The 21454-nt window shown below is 43.8% G+C and carries 22 protein-coding genes and 2 other annotated features; all 22 genes read left to right on the forward strand.

The annotated features are described in order from the left end of the window. Positions 1–859 (forward strand): AAA family ATPase (locus ACEQ1T_RS04900; RefSeq protein WP_372530238.1); only part of this gene is annotated, 859 nt, incomplete at its 5' end. Between the two features lie 395 nt (positions 860–1254). Further along, on the forward strand, positions 1255–2634 hold the full coding sequence (gene radA / locus ACEQ1T_RS04905; protein ID WP_370221937.1) for a DNA repair protein RadA: 1380 nt from the start codon (positions 1255–1257) through the stop codon (positions 2632–2634). A 2-nt stretch (positions 2635–2636) separates the two neighbouring features. After that, entirely contained in the window at positions 2637–3710 is a 1074-nt protein-coding gene (disA, locus tag ACEQ1T_RS04910; protein ID WP_370221938.1) for a DNA integrity scanning diadenylate cyclase DisA, read from the forward strand. Between the two features lie 228 nt (positions 3711–3938). Then, entirely contained in the window at positions 3939–5027 is a 1089-nt protein-coding gene (locus ACEQ1T_RS04915) for a PIN/TRAM domain-containing protein (protein ID WP_206845709.1), read from the forward strand. Positions 5028–5270: 243 nt separating this feature from the next. Continuing rightward, positions 5271–5957, forward strand: a complete 687-nt coding sequence (gene ispD, locus ACEQ1T_RS04920; RefSeq protein WP_206845708.1) for a 2-C-methyl-D-erythritol 4-phosphate cytidylyltransferase — start codon at positions 5271–5273, stop codon at positions 5955–5957. A gap of 13 nt (positions 5958–5970) precedes the next feature. Further along, positions 5971–6456 carry a 2-C-methyl-D-erythritol 2,4-cyclodiphosphate synthase gene (gene ispF, locus ACEQ1T_RS04925; protein ID WP_370221940.1) on the forward strand — a complete coding sequence of 162 codons (486 nt, stop codon included), beginning with the start codon at positions 5971–5973 and terminating at the stop codon, positions 6454–6456. 104 nt (positions 6457–6560) lie between these two features. Then, positions 6561–8018 (forward strand): glutamate--tRNA ligase, encoded by a 1458-nt coding sequence (gene gltX, locus ACEQ1T_RS04930; protein ID WP_206845706.1) that lies wholly within the window; start codon positions 6561–6563, stop codon positions 8016–8018. A 46-nt stretch (positions 8019–8064) separates the two neighbouring features. Further along, positions 8065–8294, forward strand: a binding site (T-box leader). A 125-nt stretch (positions 8295–8419) separates the two neighbouring features. Beyond that, entirely contained in the window at positions 8420–9088 is a 669-nt protein-coding gene (gene cysE / locus ACEQ1T_RS04935) for a serine O-acetyltransferase (RefSeq protein ID WP_370221941.1), read from the forward strand. Then, on the forward strand, positions 9069–10472 hold the full coding sequence (gene cysS / locus ACEQ1T_RS04940) for a cysteine--tRNA ligase (protein ID WP_370221943.1): 1404 nt from the start codon (positions 9069–9071) through the stop codon (positions 10470–10472). Before cysE ends, cysS begins: the two co-directional genes overlap by 20 nt. A gap of 3 nt (positions 10473–10475) precedes the next feature. Then, on the forward strand, positions 10476–10901 hold the full coding sequence (locus ACEQ1T_RS04945) for a Mini-ribonuclease 3 (protein WP_206845702.1): 426 nt from the start codon (positions 10476–10478) through the stop codon (positions 10899–10901). Continuing rightward, on the forward strand, positions 10898–11641 hold the full coding sequence (gene rlmB / locus ACEQ1T_RS04950; RefSeq protein ID WP_009336532.1) for a 23S rRNA (guanosine(2251)-2'-O)-methyltransferase RlmB: 744 nt from the start codon (positions 10898–10900) through the stop codon (positions 11639–11641). Before ACEQ1T_RS04945 ends, rlmB begins: the two co-directional genes overlap by 4 nt. A gap of 2 nt (positions 11642–11643) precedes the next feature. Beyond that, complete coding sequence (locus ACEQ1T_RS04955) at positions 11644–12153, forward strand: NYN domain-containing protein (protein ID WP_206845701.1); 510 nt, start codon at positions 11644–11646, stop codon at positions 12151–12153. Positions 12154–12223: 70 nt separating this feature from the next. Next, positions 12224–12880 carry an RNA polymerase sporulation sigma factor SigH gene (sigH, locus tag ACEQ1T_RS04960; protein WP_009336536.1) on the forward strand — a complete coding sequence of 219 codons (657 nt, stop codon included), beginning with the start codon at positions 12224–12226 and terminating at the stop codon, positions 12878–12880. A 99-nt stretch (positions 12881–12979) separates the two neighbouring features. Beyond that, positions 12980–13123, forward strand: a complete 144-nt coding sequence (gene rpmG, locus ACEQ1T_RS04965; RefSeq protein WP_206845700.1) for a 50S ribosomal protein L33 — start codon at positions 12980–12982, stop codon at positions 13121–13123. Positions 13124–13259: 136 nt separating this feature from the next. After that, positions 13260–13442 carry a preprotein translocase subunit SecE gene (gene secE, locus ACEQ1T_RS04970; protein WP_009336541.1) on the forward strand — a complete coding sequence of 61 codons (183 nt, stop codon included), beginning with the start codon at positions 13260–13262 and terminating at the stop codon, positions 13440–13442. 132 nt (positions 13443–13574) lie between these two features. Beyond that, positions 13575–14108, forward strand: a complete 534-nt coding sequence (gene nusG / locus ACEQ1T_RS04975; RefSeq protein ID WP_009336543.1) for a transcription termination/antitermination protein NusG — start codon at positions 13575–13577, stop codon at positions 14106–14108. Between the two features lie 211 nt (positions 14109–14319). After that, positions 14320–14745 carry a 50S ribosomal protein L11 gene (gene rplK, locus ACEQ1T_RS04980; RefSeq protein WP_009336545.1) on the forward strand — a complete coding sequence of 142 codons (426 nt, stop codon included), beginning with the start codon at positions 14320–14322 and terminating at the stop codon, positions 14743–14745. A gap of 114 nt (positions 14746–14859) precedes the next feature. After that, on the forward strand, positions 14860–15603 hold the full coding sequence (rplA, locus tag ACEQ1T_RS04985) for a 50S ribosomal protein L1 (RefSeq protein WP_319805559.1): 744 nt from the start codon (positions 14860–14862) through the stop codon (positions 15601–15603). Between the two features lie 50 nt (positions 15604–15653). Beyond that, positions 15654–15793 (forward strand) — a sequence feature (ribosomal protein L10 leader region). A gap of 33 nt (positions 15794–15826) precedes the next feature. Next, complete coding sequence (gene rplJ / locus ACEQ1T_RS04990) at positions 15827–16327, forward strand: 50S ribosomal protein L10 (protein WP_206845699.1); 501 nt, start codon at positions 15827–15829, stop codon at positions 16325–16327. A gap of 57 nt (positions 16328–16384) precedes the next feature. Continuing rightward, complete coding sequence (rplL, locus tag ACEQ1T_RS04995) at positions 16385–16750, forward strand: 50S ribosomal protein L7/L12 (RefSeq protein WP_370221945.1); 366 nt, start codon at positions 16385–16387, stop codon at positions 16748–16750. Positions 16751–16923: 173 nt separating this feature from the next. Beyond that, a complete protein-coding gene (locus tag ACEQ1T_RS05000; RefSeq protein WP_370221946.1) occupies positions 16924–17526 on the forward strand; it encodes a class I SAM-dependent methyltransferase in 603 nt (200 codons plus the stop codon). 372 nt (positions 17527–17898) lie between these two features. Continuing rightward, a complete protein-coding gene (gene rpoB, locus ACEQ1T_RS05005; protein WP_206845696.1) occupies positions 17899–21453 on the forward strand; it encodes a DNA-directed RNA polymerase subunit beta in 3555 nt (1184 codons plus the stop codon). The last annotated feature ends 1 nt before the right edge of the window (position 21454 follow it).

The following is a 21454-nucleotide window of genomic DNA, read 5'->3' on the forward strand; positions in this document are numbered from 1 at the left end:
CTACACGACGCTCTTCCGATCTGGCTCGTTTGTATTCCTTGGGCCGACAGGGGTAGGTAAAACAGAGTTAGCCCGTGCATTAGCTGAAGCGATGTTCGGTGACGAGGATGCGATGATCCGCATCGATATGTCAGAATACATGGAGAAGCACTCTACATCCCGTCTGGTAGGTTCGCCTCCGGGTTATGTAGGATATGAAGAAGGCGGACAGTTAACCGAAAAGGTCCGCAGAAAACCATATTCTGTTGTGCTTCTGGATGAAATTGAAAAGGCTCATCCTGATGTATTCAACATTCTTTTACAGGTATTGGAAGACGGAAGATTAACAGATTCTAAGGGCAGAACCGTCGATTTCCGCAATACCGTTCTGATTATGACATCCAATGTAGGTGCAGAAGCACTTAAGCGGAACAAATACGTTGGCTTTAACATCCAGGATGGTGAACAGGATTACAAAGATATGAAAGGAAAAGTAATGGAAGAAATGAAGAAGTCCTTCCGTCCGGAATTCCTGAACCGTATCGATGAAATCATCGTTTTCCATGCATTGGAGAAAAAGCATCTTCAGGAAATCGTTACACTTATGTCTGACACCTTAACGAAACGATTGAAGGAACAGGATATAACACTGGAATTGACGGATGCAGCCAAAGAAAAAATCTCGGTAGAAGGCTATGATCCAGAATACGGAGCACGTCCGCTCCGCAGGGCGATTCAAAAGCATATTGAAGATCGCTTATCCGAAGAACTGTTAAAAGGAACGGTTCTAACCGGGCAAAGCGTGGTAATCGATGTGAAAGATGGAGAGTTTGTAGTGAAAACGGCTGAACCAAGCGGGACGCCAAATCTTCAGAAATAAGATGACTTCAATCAGTGGGGACTTAATTCCCGCTGATTGTTTGATTAATCCTGCAGGACGTTACGTTCAGACTTAATTCTGCTCGATGGCTTTCCCGCTTTAATAGCATCAAAAGATTTTACACAGCAAAAAGGTACACGTCCCTGTTATACGTGTACCTTTTTGCACTCTTTCAGACATATCATGCTGGCAGCCTTTAAAGAGGTTTATTCTGCCGATTTATGTTAATTTTAAGATAGAAAAAGATAACTGGACAAAAACATTTTAAGACCCGTTAAAAAAGGGAATAGGAAGTTAACCGTACTTCTGTCATCGCTGGTTCTTTCACGCAAGGCCGGTAATATTAAGATTTCCTTTAATGCGGCTGGAATGAATGTACAGAGAGGGGAAGAAGTATGGCTAAAAGAAAAACGAAATTCATGTGTCAGGAATGCGGCTATGAGTCACCTAAATGGATGGGAAAATGTCCGGGGTGCGGACAATGGAATACAATGGTGGAAGAGGTGGAGAAGCCTGCTTCAACGAGAAGAGGTGCTTTTGCTCATTCACAGGGATCGGCCATAGCGGCGAAAGCAACACCGATTACATCCATTGAAACAGTCAGCGAACCCCGCATACATACCGATTTAAAAGAATTAAACCGTGTCCTTGGTGGCGGAATTGTAAGAGGCTCCCTTGTTCTTATTGGAGGAGATCCGGGCATAGGGAAATCAACGCTTCTTCTTCAAGTGTCATCACAGCTGGCGAACAGGAAGCATTCTGTTCTCTATATATCAGGGGAAGAATCCATGCGCCAGACGAAGCTGAGGGCTGACCGTTTAGGTGTTTCTTCTGACAGCCTGCTCGTTTATTCGGAAACCAGCCTTGATGAAATCAGCAGAACGATTGATTCAGTGAATCCTGACTTTGTCATTATTGACTCAATTCAGACGATCTTTCATCCGGAAGTGACATCGGCGCCGGGCAGCGTTTCTCAGGTTCGGGAATGTACTGCTGAGCTAATGCGCATCGGCAAAACGAAGGGAATTGCCATTTTTATCGTAGGGCATGTTACAAAGGAAGGTTCCATTGCGGGTCCAAGACTTCTCGAGCATATGGTAGATACCGTTTTGTACTTTGAAGGTGAACGCCATCATACATACAGGATTTTGCGTGCGGTTAAAAACAGGTTCGGATCAACAAACGAAATGGGCATTTTTGAAATGAAGGAACTTGGGCTTGAGGAAGTGGCAAACCCGTCAGAAATTTTCCTGGAAGAGCGATCACAGGGAGCTGCAGGTTCAACCGTCGTGGCATCCATGGAAGGAACAAGGCCAGTTCTGGTTGAAATTCAGGCGCTGATTTCCCCGACAAGCTTTGGAAACCCAAGGCGAATGGCGACAGGAATTGATCATAACCGGGTTCCGCTCCTGATGGCGGTATTGGAAAAACGAGTCGGGATGCTCCTGCAAAATCAGGATGCCTACCTAAAGGTCGCTGGCGGAGTGAAGCTTGATGAACCGGCAATTGATTTGGCCATTGCTGTGAGCATTGCGTCAAGCTTTCGGGATAAGCCAACAATGGCAACAGACTGCATTATCGGTGAAGTAGGCCTCACAGGTGAGGTCAGGAGAGTATCAAGAATAGAACAAAGAGTGCAGGAGGCAGCCAAGCTGGGCTTTGAGCGGGTTATCCTGCCGGCGAACAATCTTGGCGGCTGGAGCGCACCGGGAGGAATTGAACTAATCGGAGTAAGCTCCGTCGGTGAAGCATTAAAGGCTGCGTTAGGGGGATAAAGATGGAGACTAAAAAAATGAGCGAAAAAACGATGAGTGAAATCCTTCGGTTCATGGCTCCTGGTACGCCTATCAGGGAAGGGATTGATAATGTTCTTCGCGCCAATACAGGCGGGCTGATTGTTTTGGGATCAAAAGAAAAGCTTAGTAACCTTGTTGATGGAGGATTCCAAATTAATTGCCCGTTCTCGCCTAGCTATTTGTATGAGCTTGCCAAGATGGATGGAGCCATTATCTTAAATGAAGAAGGAAATAAGATTCTAATAGCTAACGCCCAGCTGGCTCCTGATCCGGGTGTGCCTTCTACCGAAACGGGTATGCGGCACCGGACGGCAGAACGGGTTGCCCGGCAAACAGGCGCATTAGTGATTGCCATTTCCCAGAGGCGCAATGTCATTACCCTTTATAAAGGACATTCCCGTTATGCTCTGCGTGATATTGGCGTCATTTTAACCAAGGCGAATGTTGCCGTGCAGACGCTTGAAAAATATAAGGTCGTTCTTGAACAGAGTATCGGCAACCTGAGCATCCTGGAATTTGAAGAGCTTGTTACATACAGCGATATCCTTCATGTTTTTCATAATATCGAAATGGTTCTGCGCATTAAAAACGAGCTCCTCACCTATTTAAGCGAACTGGGCACAGAGGGAAGGCTGATTCGGCTTCAGATGAACGAACTGCTGATGGAGCTTGAACGGGAAGCAGAATGGATTATAAAAGACTATGCTCAATCAAGGGACATCGACTCCAGGGATGCACTTATTAAGCTTCAGGAGCTTTCAAAAGGAGAAATGCTCGAAGACTCTGTCATTCTCAAGCTTCTTGGCTACAACGGGTATATTCATACGGAAGAATTCAAATGCCCGCGCGGCTACCGCATGCTGAATAAAGTTCCCCGACTCCCACCAATTATTATCGATAATCTGATTAATCGGTTTGAAGAATTTCCAAATATCATCACAGCCACAGTAGAGGAGCTCGATGAAGTAGAAGGAATCGGGGAAGTAAGGGCCAGAAAAATAAAAGAGGGACTTAAGCTCATAAAAGAGCAGGTTTTTGCGGACCGTCAGCTATAAAGAGACCATTGAACTATGTAATTGGTTATGCTAAAATGGTAAGTTAATTATTTGACAGTTTATTGCCAATGGTGCTACCCTTAAAGTGTGTAAAAGTAAAAATTTAAGCAGATTTAAGTGCGTTGTTTTACTATCGTGAAATAATTTTAAGGATAAAATTGAAAATCTCCCAGATTCAAGGTTTCAATTTTGTGAATTTGTTTATAATGATTAAAAGGAGGTGAAGGAATGTTAAAACGTATTGTACAGGCATGCTTCCTTATTATCGGAGTAACGCTGGGTATATTTTTGATTCCTGACTTATTAAAATTAATCAGTTTAGATGACATTCCTCTTTTAAATAATCCATATGTGTCCGCCATTTTAGGTGCTATTATTTTTTATCTTTTAACTTTTTGGGCGGTTGATCATGTCGTCAATTTCGTGAGATGGGCAGAAGAATCACTGGTAAAAGTACCTATAACAGATATTATTTTTGGAAGTGTCGGCCTGGTTTTTGGATTAGTCATTGCTTTTTTAATCGGATATGCCCTAAATGCGATTGAGGTCCCGATTCTGAATACCGTAGCTCCGATTGTGCTGACGCTGCTGTTTGGCTATCTTGGGTTTCAGGTTGGCTTTAAAAAGCGGGATGAACTTTTAAGTCTATTTTCAAGCAAGAAGAAGAAGAGCAGTGAAGAAGAGATTGAGCCTGAAGCTGCACCTAAAAAATCACTTAAGATCCTTGATACAAGCGTTATCATCGATGGCCGCATTGCTGATATTTGCCAGACAGGCTTTTTGGAAGGCACGATTGTCATTCCGCAGTTTGTACTGGAAGAACTGCAGCATATTGCTGATTCATCAGATGTATTAAAGCGCAACCGCGGCAGAAGAGGATTGGATATTTTAAATCGGATTCAAAAAGAACTTTCCATTAATGTAGAAATCTATGAAGGCGATTTTGAAGAAATCCAAGAGGTGGACAGCAAGCTAGTGAAGCTGGCTAAGCTAACGAATGGTGTCGTTGTGACCAATGATTTTAACTTAAACAAGGTTTGTGAACTGCAAAAAGTAGCAGTCCTCAATATTAATGACCTGGCCAACGCCGTCAAACCCGTTGTGCTTCCAGGAGAAGAAATGAAGGTACAGGTTATTAAGGACGGCAAGGAACAGAATCAGGGGATTGCTTATCTGGATGACGGAACGATGATCGTTGTGGAAGAAGGCAGAAATTATATTGGCAAACATATTGATGTTCTTGTCACAAGTGTACTGCAGACTTCAGCCGGAAGAATGATTTTTGCAAAACCCAAGCTTTTGGAAAAAGCCTTATAATGTATGATAGAAAGTAGGACAGAGCGTGCAGGGAGATTGTTTTCCCTGCCTTTTTCCTGCTTTTTTAGGAAGGTAAGAAATAACATTGAACTTCGAGAATTGTCTAGCTCCAGCGCCTGCCCCCTCGAGGTCACAAGCCGATCCTCCCAAAAAAGCAAAGGTCGACTTTTCAAAAGTCTCGTCTTGTGCTTGTCGGGGGTGGACAAGGCGCTTGCGCTTTTCTTAGGAGATAGGAGCCATTATATGAATTATCAAGTGATTCTCCCTGCAGCCGGGCAGGGGAAAAGAATGGGAGCGGGAAAGAATAAGCTTCTCCTGGAAATCGGGAATGTCCCTGTGTTTATACATACGTTAAGAGTTTTTGAAAGTGACCCGGAGTGCACAGGCATTTTTTTGGCGATTAATCCTCAGGATGAGGAAGAAATGCAGGTTCTGTTAAAAAAGTATCATATTACGAAAGTGACTGCTATGGTAGAAGGCGGGAAGGAAAGGCAGCATAGCGTCTATAATGCGGCCAAAGCAGCTTCAGGTGAGGATGTGGTGCTGGTTCATGACGCTGCCCGCCCTTTTATTACCCGGGAGTTACTGGTGCCGCTAGTGAAAGCAGCCCGGGAAAAAGGAGCGGCTGTTCTGGCAGTGCCGCTGAAGGATACCGTAAAAAAAGCCGACGGAAATTTGATTACAGAAACACTTGAACGCTCCTGTCTGTGGGCTGTTCAAACACCGCAGGCCTTTCGTCTCTCTTCTCTGCTTGATGCACACCGCAAGGCCGAGGAAGACGGTTTTTTAGGAACAGATGATGCCAGCCTCGTGGAGCGGTTAGGCAATGAAGTGGTGATTGTAGAGGGAAGTTACGATAATATTAAGCTGACTACGCCAGAAGATATTTATTTTGCGGAAGCAATTATAAAGAAAAGAAGCCATATGTAAAGGAGATTGTATCATGTTTCGGATTGGACAAGGTTTTGATGTTCATCAGTTTGCAGAAGGACGCCCGCTGATTATCGGGGGTATTGAAATACCATATGAGAAAGGGCTGCTGGGGCATTCGGATGCAGATGTCCTGCTGCATACAGTGGCCGATGCCTGCCTTGGGGCAATTGGGGAAGGAGACATTGGGCGGCATTTTCCTGATACCGATCCTGAATTCAAGGATGCCGATTCTGCGAAGCTGCTTGCGCATGTGTGGGGAATCGTAAAAGAAAAAGGATATGAGCTGGTCAATGCAGACTGCACCATCATTGCCCAGAAGCCGAAAATGGCTCCTCATATCGGAAAAATGCAGGAGCGGATTGCAGAGCTTCTTGAAACCGAAAAAGAAAATATCAATGTGAAAGCAACAACTACAGAAAAACTTGGATTTACAGGACGGGGAGAGGGAATCGCTTCCCAGGCCGCTGTTTTGCTGAAAAAGAAAGAGAACCAGTAAAATTACCTTTCAGAAGAAAAATCTGAGTGATAAAATATAGCTTATGCAGTCTACTGGTGAGACGAAAAACTCAACAGATTTAGATTTTTAAGGAGGCAGTTAGTATGTCAAATGAAATCCGCGTCCGTTATGCTCCGAGTCCGACTGGACATTTGCATATCGGAAATGCAAGAACGGCGCTTTTCAACTATTTGTTTGCAAGAAGCAAAGGCGGAAAATTCATCATCCGCATTGAGGATACAGATAAGAAGCGGAATATTGAAGGCGGTGAAGAAAGCCAGCTTCACTATTTAAAATGGCTTGGCATGGATTGGGACGAAAGCATCGACCAGGAAGGCGAATATGGCCCATACCGCCAATCTGAAAGAAATCATATCTATGAAACATACTACAAGGAATTGCTCGACAAAGGGCATGCCTATAAATGCTATTGTACGGAAGAGGAGCTGGAAGCTGAGCGTGAAGCTCAATCTTCAAAAGGCGACACTCCTGCTTACTCAGGGAAATGCCGTCATCTGACAGAGGATGAAAGAGCTGCACTGGAAGCAGAAGGCAGAAAGCCCAGCATCCGCTTTCTAGTGCCAAAAGGCAGGGAATTGACATTCAATGACATGGTAAAAGGCGAAGTGTCATTCGAGTCTGATGGCTTTGGTGATTTTGTCATTGTCAAAAAGGATGGCACTCCTACTTATAACTTTGCTGTAGCAGTAGATGACCACCTTATGAAAATATCTCATGTCCTGCGCGGGGATGACCATATCTCCAATACGCCCAAACAGCAGATGATATACGAAGCATTAGGCTGGGACATTCCGACGTTTGGCCATATGACGCTGATTGTCAATGAAAGCCGCAAAAAACTGAGCAAGCGGGACGAAACAATTATCCAGTTCATTGAACAGTATGAAGAGCTCGGCTACCTGCCGGAAGCGCTCTTTAACTTTATTGCTTTGCTTGGCTGGTCTCCTGCAGGCGAGGAAGAAATCTTCTCCAAAGAAGAATTCATTGATATCTTTGATGAAAGCAGATTATCAAAATCCCCTGCCCTTTTCGATAAGCAGAAGCTTGAATGGATGAATAATCAGTACATGAAAAAGCTTGATCAGGACCGTCTGGTGGCCATTTCAGCCCCTCATCTGGTAAAGGCAGGGAAGATCAGTGAAAACTGGCAGCAGGAAAATGAAGATTGGGTTAGAAGCCTGATTACTCTTTACCAGGAAAAAATGAGCTTTGGCGCTCAAATTGCTGAGCTTTCAGAGCTGTTCTTTACAGAAGAAATGACAGTTGATGAAGAAGCGAATGAAGTTCTGGCTGAAGAGCAAGTTCCTGAAGTGCTGTCTGCGTTCCTGCAGGAAATTGACAATATGGCAGAGTTCAAAGCGGATGGAATTAAAGCGGCCATGAAGGCTGTGCAAAAGTCAACAGGCCACAAGGGCAAGAAACTGTTCATGCCAATCCGTTCAGCTACTACTGGCCAAACCCATGGGCCGGATCTGCCGCAGGCAATCGAGCTTTTAGGAAAAGAAAAAGTAAAAACTCGATTAATGAGCATTATTGGTTAACATCTTGGAGAAAATGTAATATAGTATTAAGTAAATTATTCTATATCGAAAAGTGTTGAAGAGGAAAAGTAAGAAAAAAGATGCTTTTTTAGAGAGAACCATCACCGGCTGAAAGTGGTTTAAGCCTCTCCTTTTTCTGAAGTGCGCCTCAGAGCCTCAATTTGAACGGATGCCCCCTGCTTCCTAGTAGATTTGAGCGGAACTTATCCGTTAACAAGTAAAGTTGAGGCTTCTGAAGCCTAAACAGAGTGGAACCGCGCATAAAGCGTCTCTGTCCGATTGGGCAGAGGCGCTTTTTTATATTTAAAACCTGCTTTTATGGGCAGAGAAATGTTATAGGGGAAAAGGTTTAGAAAAATAAAAATAGAGATTGATACCTATGTCGGGAGGGGAAATGAACTATGTTTGCAAGAATGAAGGAAGATATCGAAGTGGTATTTGAACAGGATCCGGCAGCAAGAAGTTATTTGGAAGTAGTTTTAACGTACTCAGGATTGCATGCTGTCTGGTCGCACCGCGTGGCCCACGCGCTTTTTAAGCGGAAGTTTTATTTTCTTGCAAGAGTTGTTTCCCAGATCAGCCGCTTTTTCACAGGAATTGAAATTCACCCGGGAGCAAAGATCGGCAGGCGCTTTTTCATCGACCATGGCATGGGGGTTGTCATCGGGGAAACTTGTGAAATCGGCGATAACGTAACTGTTTTCCAGGGTGTGACACTGGGGGGAACCGGGAAGGAAAAAGGCAAGCGGCATCCTACTATTAAGGACAATGCGCTGATTGCGACCGGTGCGAAGGTTTTGGGATCCATTACAATTGGGGAGAATTCTAAGATAGGTGCCGGCTCAGTTGTCCTTCATGAGGTTCCGCCCAATTCAACAGTAGTCGGCATTCCAGGAAGAGTGAAAGTCCGGGATGGTGTGAAAATTAGCAAGGATTTAAATCATTGTGATCTTCCCGATCCAATTGCAGACCGGTTTAAGGAACTGGAGAAGGAGCTGCAGGAATTAAAAGGCGAAGTCGAAACGTTGAGGAAAGAAAGGAGCCAGGTTCATGGCCATTCAAATCTATAATACACTTACCCGTCAAAAAGAAGATTTTATTCCCATAGAAGAGGGAAAAGTGAAAATGTATGTGTGCGGTCCCACCGTTTATAACTATATCCATATAGGGAATGCGCGCCCGCCGATTGTATTTGATACAGTACGCAGATATCTTGAATTCCGCGGCTTCGATGTTCAGTATGTCTCAAACTTTACTGATGTGGATGATAAGCTGATCCGCGTGGCCAATGAACTGGGAACAGACGTTCCAAGTATCGCGGAACGATTCATTAATGCCTACTTCGAAGACGTATCTGCACTGGGCTGCAGAAGGGCTGATGTCCACCCGAGGGTGACAGAAAGCATCGATATTATTATTGAGTTTATCCAGACATTGATTGATAAAGGCTTCGCGTATGAATCAGAAGGGGATGTCTATTACCATACCCGTAAGTTCGATGAGTATGGAAAACTGTCCCATCAGTCCATTGATGAGCTTCGGGTCGGTGCCCGTATTGCCGTCGGGGAAAAGAAACAGGATTCTCTTGACTTTGTTCTTTGGAAAGCAGCGAAGGAAGGGGAGATCGCGTGGGAGAGCCCTTGGGGGCAAGGAAGGCCGGGATGGCATATTGAATGCTCGGCTATGGCAAAGAAATATCTGGGGGACACGATTGATATCCATGCCGGCGGACAGGATCTGGCTTTCCCGCATCATGAAAATGAGATCGCCCAGTCGGAAGCATTGACAGGAGAAACCTTTGCCCGCTATTGGATGCACAATGGCTATATTAATATCGATAACGAAAAAATGTCTAAATCACTGGGGAACTTCGTTCTGGTTCATGACATTATCCAAAAGCATGACCCGCAGGTACTAAGATTTTTCATGCTGTCCGTACATTACAGACATCCAATCAACTACAGTGATGAGCTTCTGGAAAATACCCGTACAGGGCTGGAGCGCATTAAAACGTCTTATCACAATTTGCAGCACCGCAAAGAAGCAAGTGTGAACCTGACTGATAATAATCAGGAGTGGCTGGATAAAATTTCAGGTCTTCATAAACAGTTCATACATGATATGGATGATGATTTCAATACAGCCAATGCCGTATCTATACTGTTCGAACTGTCTAAGCTTGCGAATTATTATCTGATGGAGAAAAACACATCAGTTGAAGTGATTGATGCTTTCACGAAAGAATTCGAAACGCTGTTTGATGTATTGGGCCTTTCTCTTGAAGAAACAAATGCTGACCTTCTGGATGAAGAAATCGAACAGCTGATTGAGCAGAGGCAGCTGGCCAGAAAAGAGCGAAATTTCGAACTGGCAGACAAAATCCGCGATCAGCTGAAAGAAATGAATATTATCCTTGAAGATACACCGCAGGGAATCAGATGGAAAAGAGGCTAGGCAATGCTTCACTATGAAAACACAGTAGATGAAAAACAATTGAATAGTCTTGCCTTGGCGTATATGGGGGATGCGGTATTTGAAACCTACATACGCCACCATCTTCTTCAAAATGGACGGGTACGGCCTCATTTTCTCCATAAGGAGGCAACCCGGTATGTTTCTGCAAAAGCCCAGTCCTTAATCATTCATGAATTAATTGACTCTGAACGGCTGACGGAGGAAGAACTGGCCGTAGTCCGCAGGGGACGAAACGCAAAGTCCGGTTCGGTGCCGAAAAATACAGATGTCCAAACATACAGATACAGCACAGCTTTTGAATCTCTCATCGGCTATCTGTTTTTGTCAAAAAGACAGGAGCGGATGGAAGAACTGATTCTGGAATCCATACATTTAGTTGAGAAAAGGAAAGGAGGAGCGGCAAAATGAGCCAGGATTTTATCATCGGTAAAAATCCCGTTATTGAAGCATTAAAGTCAGAGAGGGATATTAATAAGATTTTTATTGCAGAAGGTTCGCAGAGCGGGCAGATGCAGCAGGTAATCGGTTTGGCGAAGTCAGCCGGGGTACTGGTCCAGTTCGTTCCCAAGAAAAAAATAGATGGGATGGCAGAGGGGAATCATCAGGGCGTCATCGCACAGGTTGCTGCTTATCAATATGCAGAAATCGATGATTTGTTTGCTGCCGCAGAAAAGAAAAACGAAGCAGCTTTCTTCTTGCTGCTGGATGAAATAGAAGATCCGCATAATCTTGGGTCCATCATGAGAACGGCCGATGCAGTCGGGGCACACGGGATCATTATTCCGAAGAGAAGAGCCGTCGGGCTGACGGCAACAGTAGCCAAAGCATCAACAGGAGCGATCGAGTATATCCCGGTTGTCCGTGTTACCAATATGGCCAGAACGATTGATGAATTAAAAGAAAGAGGCGTCTGGATCGCCGGTACAGATGCAAAAGGGAAACAAGATTTCCGTCAGATGGATGGAACGATGCCTTTAGGCCTTGTAATTGGAAGCGAAGGTAAAGGGATGGGCCGCCTGATTCGCGATAAATGTGATTTCCTCATTAACCTGCCAATGGCTGGACACGTTACTTCCCTTAACGCATCAGTTGCTGCTGCGCTGCTCATGTATGAGGTTTATCGGAAACGGCACCCGCTTGAGGGATAGAAATGGACATCCTTCTTGTTGACGGATACAACATAATTGGTGCTTGGCCAGAACTCAGGGAGCTCAAAAACAAGGATTTATCGTCAGCCAGAGACCGCCTGATTGAAAAAATGGCCGAGTACCAGGGATATTCCGGGTACAGAGTGATTGTCGTGTTTGATGCCCATTATGTAAAGGGCACGGAAAAAAAGTTTAAGGATTCAAAGGTTGAAGTTATTTTTACAAGAAATAATGAAACGGCCGATGAACGCATTGAAAAATTAGCTATCGATCTCAGCAATATTAAAACCCAAGTTCATGTGGCAACCTCCGATTTCACAGAGCAATGGGTTATATTTGGCCAGGGAGCCCTAAGAAAATCAGCAAGGGAGCTGCTCAATGAAATGAATTTAATTGAAAGCAGCATCGAAAAAAAAGTAAAAAAAATTCAGCAGAAAAAGCCTGTATCCAAGATACCTCTCAGTGATGAAGTGGCAGAAATTTTTGAAAAATGGCGCAGAGGAGGCCAATGAGCGGTTGACGCTTGAAAAAACCGTGCTGTATAATGTTTCTAACCATGCTTGTACGGTCGGGGGGATCCTAGTGAGTGCTGACTTCAAGACAATCGACGAAAATCTTATAGACTTTATCCAGCTTGAGGACGAAGAAATAGTTGAGCTCGTGCATAAGGGCGAGAGTGAGGCGCTGGATTATCTGATTCATAAGTACCGCAATTTTGTCCGGGCAAAAGCAAGATCCTATTTTTTGATTGGCGCAGATAAAGAAGATATTGTACAAGAGGGAATGATCGGCTTATACAAGGCGATCCGGGATTTTAAAGAGGACAAGCTGTCCTCATTTAAAGCGTTTGCCGAGCTGTGCATCACCAGGCAAATTATAACCGCCATCAAGACAGCGACCCGCCAAAAGCATATTCCGCTGAACTCTTATGTATCTTTGGACAAGCCTATTTATGATGAGGAATCGGACAGGACGCTTATGGATGTAATCTCTGGGGCAAAGGTAATGGATCCTGAAGAGCTGATTATCAACCAGGAAGAATTTGATCACATTGAAGTGAAGATGTCCGAGCTTCTGAGTGACCTTGAACGAAAGGTGCTTGCCCTTTATTTGGATGGGCAGTCTTATCAGGAAATTTCCGAAGAACTGAACCGCCATGTAAAATCGATTGACAATGCCCTGCAGCGGGTGAAGAGAAAGCTGGAAAGATATTTGGAAGTGCGTGAATTTTCCCTGTAGACAGAATTTCCCAACACCTTGCTTTTTTTGCAGTTATTGACATGTTTTGGGGTGCGTGTTAAAGTTTTAAGGGCGTAATGTGACTTAGTAGGTGGAAATATGACTAAAAAGGTAATTTTGGCTTGCTCTGTATGTGGTTCCAGAAATTATTCCACTGCAGGCAAAAATGATTCTGCAAGGCTGGAACTGAAGAAGTTCTGCAGTGCATGCAGCGCTCATACGATCCATAAAGAAACAAAGTGATTATATAGATAAGAAGTTTGCTCTTTTAATAGTCTGAAGCCAGAGCGTTTTATGCAGACAGGAAGATTGGTCTGGTTTTGAAGCCGCTTTCGCTTTTTGTTAAAGGATATATCTCTTGAAAGTTGGGGGTTACGAAATGCAGCGCATCGTGAATTTTTTCCGTGAAGTTGGCCGGGAAATGAAAAAGGTCAGCTGGCCTAAACGCAAAGAGCTGACAAACTATACTGTTACCGTTCTTGCTACAGTTACGTTCTTCGCTCTGTTTTTTGCAGTGATTGACCTGGGAATTTCTGAATTGATTCGTTTAATTCTTGAATAACCCCTGAGTTTCCATGGTATAATGGAGAATAACACAGGAAACATTTGCAAAGCCCGGAAACGGGTTTTTTAATTTGGTCAAAAATAATAAATTGTTGAATACAGGGAGGGAAGGACGAACAAGTCCTCATAAATGGAAAAGAATTGGTATGTTGTTCATACGTACTCCGGCTATGAAAATAAAGTCAAAGCCAATCTGGAGAAGCGTGTTGAATCGATGGGAATGCAAGATAAGATCTTCCGGGTGGTAGTTCCGGAAGAAGAGGAAACAGAATTGAAAAATGGCAAGAAAAAAGTTGTGAAGCGCAAAGTCTTCCCTGGTTATGTACTAGTAGAAATCGTGATGACGGATGATTCCTGGTATGTAGTAAGAAATACTCCGGGTGTAACTGGATTCGTAGGTTCAGCAGGTTCAGGCTCAAAGCCGACTCCGCTTTTGCCGGAAGAAGTGACGAACATTCTTAAGCACATGGGTGTTGAAGAAGCCCGCTTTGATATCAACTTTGAGATCGGCGAAACAGTTCAGGTGAAAGAAGGTCCGTTTGCGAACTTCACAGGCACCATTGAAGATATTGATAAAGATAAGGCGAAGATTAAAGTGCTTGTTAACATGTTTGGCCGTGATACTCCGGTTGAACTTGATTTTTCACAGATTGAAAAACTGTAAGAAGCAGCCTGCTGTGAAAGTACTTTTATATATCTTTGTAAAAAAACTTGAAATTGCCTTTGAAAAGTGATAATATTTCAAAGGTCAGTATGTCTCGGTCAAAGAGACTGGACAATAGTTAAAAGTTCTTTATCTTAATATAAAGACTATAAGTTGAGTGGGAGGGAAATTTCCCTATTACCACATCACGGACTTTAAGGAGGTGTGTCTCGTGGCTAAAAAAGTAATCAAACTTGTAAAGCTGCAAATCCCTGCAGGTAAAGCAAACCCTGCACCACCAGTAGGACCGGCACTAGGTCAAGCAGGTGTTAACATCATGGGATTCTGTAAGGAATTTAACGCTCGCACAGCTGAACAAGCTGGCTTAATCATTCCTGTTGAAATCACGGTTTTTGAAGACCGTTCATTTACATTTATTACGAAAACTCCTCCTGCTGCAGTTCTTCTTAAGAAAGCGGCTGGAATCGAGTCTGGTTCTGGTGAACCAAACCGTAATAAAGTAGCAACAGTCAAGCGTGACAAGGTACGCGAGATTGCTGAAACAAAGATGCCTGATCTAAACGCTGCAAGTGTAGAAGCTGCAATGCGTATGGTTGAAGGTACTGCACGCAGCATGGGTATCGTTATCGAAGACTGATCCATGCATGAAGCAGATTTAGGGATGAGGTTGCGACGCTGAATTTTGTTTCACTCGCAACCTTTGTTCTGTCTAGCGCAGGCGCCTTCGACCGAGGCGCCTCCGCTTTTAATCGTGGGAGGTTATTCCGCTAAAACCACAATCAAGGAGGAAATAAAAATGGCTAAAAAAGGTAAGAAGTACGCAGAGGCTGCGAAGCTTGTTGATTCTTCAAAAGCTTACCCAATTGCTGAAGCAATTGAACTTGCGAAGAAAACTAATTTTGCAAAATTTGATGCAACTGTTGAGGTAGCATTCCGTCTAGGAGTTGACCCTAAGAAAGCTGACCAGCAAATCCGCGGAGCAGTTGTTCTTCCAAACGGAACTGGTAAAACTCAGCGCGTTCTTGTTTTCGCTAAGGGTGAAAAGGCGAAAGAAGCAGAAGCTGCTGGAGCAGATTTCGTAGGTGATTCTGAATACATCAACAAAATCAGCCAAGGCTGGTTCGATTTTGATGTAATCGTTGCTACACCTGACATGATGGGTGAAGTTGGTAAACTTGGCCGTGTATTAGGACCTAAAGGCTTAATGCCAAACCCTAAGACTGGCACAGTTACTTTTGACGTTCAAAAAGCAGTTAACGAAATCAAAGCAGGTAAAGTTGAATACCGTGTTGACAAAGCTGGAAACATCCACGTGCCAATCGGTAAAGTATCTTTCGAAGACGAAAAGCTTGTTGAAAACTTCAACACTATTTTCGATACAATGATGAAAGTGAAGCCTGCTGCTGCTAAAGGAACTTACATGAAGAACGTTTCTGTTACTTCTACTATGGGACCTGGCGTAAAAGTAGATCCTTCATCTGTTGCAGTAAAATAATAACAATTGACATTCTAAAATACATGCTGTAATATGTATTTTGTTGTTAAAATATAATAACATTTGTGCCGTAGACAGCAGGTGCTTACCAGCTTAATTTCCTGCCGAGGTATTACGATAGAATTGCTTTTTCTTGCTATTGTATACTTCCTCCATGTCTGCAAAGTCGTGGAGGTTTTTTATTGGACGGTATGAATGTAGAAATTCTACAGGAGGTGTAAGGATGAGCAGCATTATCGAACAAAAGAAACAAATCGTAGAAGAAATTGCTGATAAGCTTAAATCAAGTTTATCAACAGTTGTTGTTGACTACCGTGGTCTTACTGTTGCTGAAGTTACTGAACTTCGTAAACAGCTTCGTGAAGCTGGCGTAGAATTCAAAGTATACAAGAATTCAATGACTCGCCGTGCTGCTGAAGCTGCTGAACTTTCCGGTTTAAACGAAGCTTTAACTGGACCTAACGCAATCGCGTTCAGCACAGAAGATGTAGTTGCTCCAGCGAAAATCCTAAACGATTTCGCGAAAAAGCATGAAGCACTTGAAATTAAAGCGGGTGTAATCGAAGGAAATGTCGCTTCAGTAGAAGATGTCAAAGCTCTTGCTGAACTACCATCACGCGAAGGCTTGCTGTCTATGCTACTCAGCGTACTTCAAGCACCTATCCGCAATCTTGCTCTTGCTGCAAAAGCTGTTGCAGATCAAAAAGAAGAACAAGGCGCGTAAGTTAATTCTGGCGTTAAACTAATAGATTCAAACCACAAATAAGGAGGAAACATTATCATGACTAAAGAACAAATCATTGAAGCAGTTAAATCTATGACTGTTTTAGAACTAAACGACTTAGTAAAAGCAATTGAAGAAGAATTTGGTGTAACTGCTGCTGCTCCTGTAGCTGTAATGGGCGGAGCTGCTGGTGGAGACGCTGCTGCTGAGAAAACTGAATTTGACGTTGTTCTTGCTTCTGCAGGCGACCAAAAAATCAAAGTTATCAAAGTGGTACGTGAAATCACAGGTCTTGGACTTAAAGAAGCAAAAGAACTTGTTGACAACACTCCAAAAGCTATTAAAGAAGGCGTTTCTAAAGAAGAAGCTGAAGAAGTTAAAGCTAAGCTTGAAGAAGTTGGAGCTGGCGTTGAAGTTAAGTAATATCATTTATGAAAAGCCCGCTGCTTAAGCGGGCTTTTTATTTTGAAATCAAATATACATCAGAACTTTAACTTTTTTGCTTTTTAGCGGGCAATCCTATATAATTCCTTCGAAACCACTTAAATGTGATTCTCCTATTTTCTTCTTATATATTTCTCCCTGGAGGTGATTTCATGTCTGAACACTACTATTCCCAAACGCAAAAAGTTGAAAGCAGCCCTAAAACCTGGAGCTATACTCTAAAGGAGTATTCATTCCGCTTTAAAACAGATAATGGTGTTTTTTCAAAAGGTGAAGTGGATTTCGGTTCAAGATTATTAATTGAGACTTTTAAACAGCCGGAAGCTGAAGGAAACATTCTTGATGTCGGCTGCGGATACGGGCCCATTGGGCTGACTGCAGCAAAGCTGATGCCTGAACGGACTGTTCATATGATTGATGTGAATGAGAGGGCGCTTGGTCTTGCGAAGGAAAATGCTGAACTGAACGGCATTAAAAATGTGCAAATCTATGAAAGTGACCGGCTTGAGAATACAAAAGGCAATAAGTTTGCTGCCATTCTGACAAACCCGCCAATCCGTGCCGGGAAAAAGGTTGTTCATGATATTTTTGAACAAAGTTTTAATTCGCTGATTTCTGGAGGAGAACTATGGGTTGTTATCCAGAAAAAGCAGGGTGCGCCTTCTGCCATCGATAAGCTGACAGAGTTATTCGGCGAAGTGGAGACGGCAGAAAAGAAAAAAGGCTATTTTATTTTAAGAGCAAAAAAAGATTGACTTGACTTTTTTGCTATGATAGTATTGTAAAATGCCAACATATTATATTTCTATTTATAACTAAATTTATCTAATAGTTGTATAAATTTGGTTTTAATGGGAATGCTAACAAAATAATAGTCGTATTGTGAAAATGTGGTTTTTGAAGTGAAAACCCTTTTTCTTTTTGTCTTATAAGAATGGAGGTTTGGCTAATGTCCCTGCACTTTTCGGGAAAAGCCCGGCTTCTAAGCCGCTTCGCCGGCTGCTCTTTGCGCCATCGGTTTCGGGTCTAAAGCTTGTCGCCGATAGGCAGGCGCTCTCTAGCTTTTCTTATAAGATGATATAAATTGCTATTAGCAACAATAACGCTTGATTTGAGGGGTGAATCAGTTGACAGGTCAACTAGTTCAGTATGGACGACACCGCCAACGTAGAAGTTACGCACGAATCAGTGAAGTTTTAGAATTACCAAATCTAATCGAAATCCAAACCTCTTCTTATCAATGGTTTCTTGATGAGGGTTTACGAGAAATGTTCCATGATATTTCTCCGATTGAAGACTTTACTGGTAATTTGTCGCTTGAATTTATTGATTACAGCCTTGGCGAACCAAAATATTCCGTTGAGGAATCGAAAGAACGAGATGTTACATATTCTGCACCTTTACGTGTGAAAGTGCGTCTTGTAAACAAAGAAACAGGCGAAGTTAAAGACCAGGATGTCTTTATGGGTGACTTCCCGCTTATGACAGAGACAGGTACGTTCGTTATTAACGGAGCGGAGCGTGTCATTGTATCCCAGTTAGTACGTTCACCGAGCGTATATTTCAGTGGAAAGCTTGATAAAAACGGGAAAAAAGGCTTTACAGCAACCGTAATCCCGAACCGCGGCGCATGGCTTGAGTATGAAACAGATGCCAAAGACGTCGTATACGTCAGAATAGATCGTACTCGGAAACTGCCCGTTACGGTTCTTTTGCGTGCACTTGGGTTCGGCTCTGATCAAGAGATCATCGATTTGATTGGAGACAACGAGTACATTCGCAACACTCTTGAAAAAGATAATACTGAAAGTACAGAGAAAGCGCTACTTGAAATTTATGAGCGCCTTCGTCCGGGCGAACCGCCAACGGTCGAAAATGCGAAAAGCTTGCTTGTCTCAAGATTTTTTGATCCAAAGCGCTATGACCTGGCGAATGTTGGACGCTATAAGATCAATAAGAAGCTTCATATCAAAAATCGCCTGTTCGGTCAAAAACTGGCTGAAACGCTTGTGGATCCAGAAACTGGCGAAATCATTGCGGAAAAAGGCGTTACGCTTGACCGCCGCACATTAGACCGGATCATTCCTAACCTTGAGAAGGATATCGGCTTTAAAACCGTAAGCCTTTTGGGCGGAGTAGTAGATGATGAAGTCTTGCTTCAGTCTATTAAGATTTACGCGCCTAATGAAGATGGCGAAAAAGTCATCAATGTAATCGGCAATGCCTACGTTGAAGAAGCAGTGAAAAACATTTCACCTTCTGACATCATTGCATCAATCAGTTATTTCTTTAACCTTCTGCATTCTGTAGGAGATACAGATGATATCGACCATCTTGGAAACAGACGTCTTCGTTCAGTCGGAGAACTATTGCAGAACCAGTTCCGTATCGGTCTTTCCCGTATGGAGCGAGTGGTCCGCGAGAGAATGTCCATCCAGGATACAAATACCATTACACCTCAGCAGCTGATTAATATCCGCCCTGTTATTGCGTCAATTAAAGAGTTCTTTGGAAGCTCACAGTTGTCCCAGTTCATGGACCAGACAAATCCGCTTGCTGAGCTGACACATAAACGCCGTCTTTCTGCGTTAGGACCAGGTGGTCTGACACGTGAACGTGCAGGCTTCGAAGTACGTGACGTTCACTACTCTCACTATGGGCGTATGTGTCCGATTGAAACGCCGGAGGGACCAAACATCGGTTTGATTAACTCCCTATCTTCATTTGCGAAGGTAAACCGTTTCGGATTTATCGAAACACCATATCGCCGAATTGACCCTGAAACAGGGAAAGTTACATCGCGCATTGACTATCTGACAGCTGATGAAGAGGATAACTATGTAGTGGCCCAGGCGAATGCACTTCTTGGTGACGATGGTTCATTCCTTGACGAAGAAGTAGTAGCCCGTTTCAAAGGGGAAAACACAGTTGTGAAACGCGACCGTGTTGACTACATGGATGTATCGCCTAAACAGGTAGTTTCTGCTGCGACGGCATGTATTCCATTCCTGGAAAACGATGACTCCAACCGTGCCCTAATGGGAGCGAACATGCAGCGTCAGGCTGTGCCTTTGATGCAGCCGGAAGCGCCAAGAGTTGGTACTGGTATGGAATATGTATCAGGTAAAGACTCAGGTGCTGCAGTCATCTGTAAGCATGAGGGAATTGTTGAGCATGTAGAAGCGCGCGAAGTTTGGGTTCGCCGCATTCAAAACGTGGATGGCCAGGAAGTTAAAGGCGATCTTGATAAATACAGAATGCTTAAGTTCATCCGTTCCAACCAGGGAACTTGCTACAACCAGCGCCCAATCGTTGCTGTAGGCAACCGTGTAACAAAAGGAGAAATCCTTGCTGACGGACCTTCTATGGAACTTGGTGAACTGGCGCTTGGACGCAATGTTCTTGTCGCGTTCATGACATGGGATGGATATAACTACGAGGATGCGATCATTATGAGTGAGCGCCTTGTAAAAGATGATGTTTATACATCTATCCATATTGAAGAATATGAATCAGAATCACGCGATACAAAGCTTGGACCTGAAGAGATCACAAGAGATATCCCTAACGTTGGGGAAGATGCACTGCGCAATCTGGACGAACGCGGAATTATCCGCACAGGTGCGGAAGTAAAAGATGGCGACCTTCTTGTTGGTAAAGTGACTCCTAAAGGGGTAACGGAACTGACGGCTGAAGAAAGGCTATTGCACGCAATCTTTGGTGAAAAAGCACGTGAAGTCCGCGATACTTCCCTTCGTGTTCCACACGGCGGAGGCGGTATCGTACTGGATGTTAAAGTGTTTAACAGGGAAGACGGAGATGAACTTCCTCCAGGTGTAAACCAGCTTGTACGTGTATATATCGTTCAGAAGCGTAAAATCTCTGAAGGGGACAAGATGGCCGGACGCCACGGCAACAAAGGTGTTATCTCCCGTATTTTACCGGAAGAAGATATGCCTTACCTGCCGGATGGCACTCCAGTAGACATCATGTTAAACCCTCTTGGGGTTCCATCTCGTATGAACATCGGACAGGTGCTTGAGCTTCACCTTGGTATGGCTGCCAGAGCACTGGGCATTCACGTAGCATCTCCTGTATTCGATGGTGCCCGTGAGGAAGATGTGTGGGCAACGATCGAAGAAGCAGGCATGGCGCGCGATGCAAAAACTGTTCTTTATGATGGACGTTCAGGCGAGCCGTTTGACAACCGTGTCTCAGTTGGTGTCATGTATATGATCAAACTGGCGCACATGGTTGACGATAAGCTCCATGCCCGTTCAACAGGACCTTATTCTCTTGTTACGCAGCAGCCATTGGGCGGTAAAGCTCAGTTCGGCGGACAGCGTTTCGGTGAGATGGAGGTTTGGGCACTTGAAGCATACGGTGCTGCCTATACACTTCAGGAAATCTTAACGGTTAAGTCCGATGACGTCGTTGGACGTGTTAAGACTTATGAATCAATCGTCAAAGGCGAGAATGTTCCTGAACCAGGCGTGCCGGAGTCATTCAAGGTACTAATCAAAGAACTTCAAAGTTTAGGTATGGATGTTAAGATCCTTTCTGGCGATGAAGAAGAAATTGAAATGCGCGATCTGGAAGACGAAGATGATGTTCAGCAGGCTGAATCATTGACAATCGCTCCGGAAACGCAAAACGAAGAGCAAGCAGTTACGAAAGAATAAT

This window comes from Cytobacillus sp. (genome assembly GCF_964223445.1).
Taxonomy (GTDB): Bacteria; Bacillota; Bacilli; order Bacillales; family Cytobacillaceae; genus Cytobacillus.

Excerpts from the sequence above, each read along its gene's own strand:
- radA (WP_370221937.1), top strand. The coding sequence starts at position 1,255 with ATGGCTAAAAGAAAAACGAAATTCATGTGTCAGGAATGCGGCTATGAG.
- disA (WP_370221938.1), top strand. The coding sequence starts at position 2,637 with ATGGAGACTAAAAAAATGAGCGAAAAAACGATGAGTGAAATCCTTCGG.
- ACEQ1T_RS04915 (WP_206845709.1), top strand. The coding sequence starts at position 3,939 with ATGTTAAAACGTATTGTACAGGCATGCTTCCTTATTATCGGAGTAACG.
- ispD (WP_206845708.1), top strand. The coding sequence starts at position 5,271 with ATGAATTATCAAGTGATTCTCCCTGCAGCCGGGCAGGGGAAAAGAATG.
- ispF (WP_370221940.1), top strand. The coding sequence starts at position 5,971 with ATGTTTCGGATTGGACAAGGTTTTGATGTTCATCAGTTTGCAGAAGGA.
- gltX (WP_206845706.1), top strand. The coding sequence starts at position 6,561 with ATGTCAAATGAAATCCGCGTCCGTTATGCTCCGAGTCCGACTGGACAT.
- cysE (WP_370221941.1), top strand. The coding sequence starts at position 8,420 with ATGTTTGCAAGAATGAAGGAAGATATCGAAGTGGTATTTGAACAGGAT.
- cysS (WP_370221943.1), top strand. The coding sequence starts at position 9,069 with ATGGCCATTCAAATCTATAATACACTTACCCGTCAAAAAGAAGATTTT.
- ACEQ1T_RS04945 (WP_206845702.1), top strand. The coding sequence starts at position 10,476 with ATGCTTCACTATGAAAACACAGTAGATGAAAAACAATTGAATAGTCTT.
- rlmB (WP_009336532.1), top strand. The coding sequence starts at position 10,898 with ATGAGCCAGGATTTTATCATCGGTAAAAATCCCGTTATTGAAGCATTA.
- ACEQ1T_RS04955 (WP_206845701.1), top strand. The coding sequence starts at position 11,644 with ATGGACATCCTTCTTGTTGACGGATACAACATAATTGGTGCTTGGCCA.
- rpmG (WP_206845700.1), top strand. The coding sequence starts at position 12,980 with ATGACTAAAAAGGTAATTTTGGCTTGCTCTGTATGTGGTTCCAGAAAT.
- secE (WP_009336541.1), top strand. The coding sequence starts at position 13,260 with ATGCAGCGCATCGTGAATTTTTTCCGTGAAGTTGGCCGGGAAATGAAA.
- nusG (WP_009336543.1), top strand. The coding sequence starts at position 13,575 with ATGGAAAAGAATTGGTATGTTGTTCATACGTACTCCGGCTATGAAAAT.
- rplJ (WP_206845699.1), top strand. The coding sequence starts at position 15,827 with ATGAGCAGCATTATCGAACAAAAGAAACAAATCGTAGAAGAAATTGCT.
- rplL (WP_370221945.1), top strand. The coding sequence starts at position 16,385 with ATGACTAAAGAACAAATCATTGAAGCAGTTAAATCTATGACTGTTTTA.
- ACEQ1T_RS05000 (WP_370221946.1), top strand. The coding sequence starts at position 16,924 with ATGTCTGAACACTACTATTCCCAAACGCAAAAAGTTGAAAGCAGCCCT.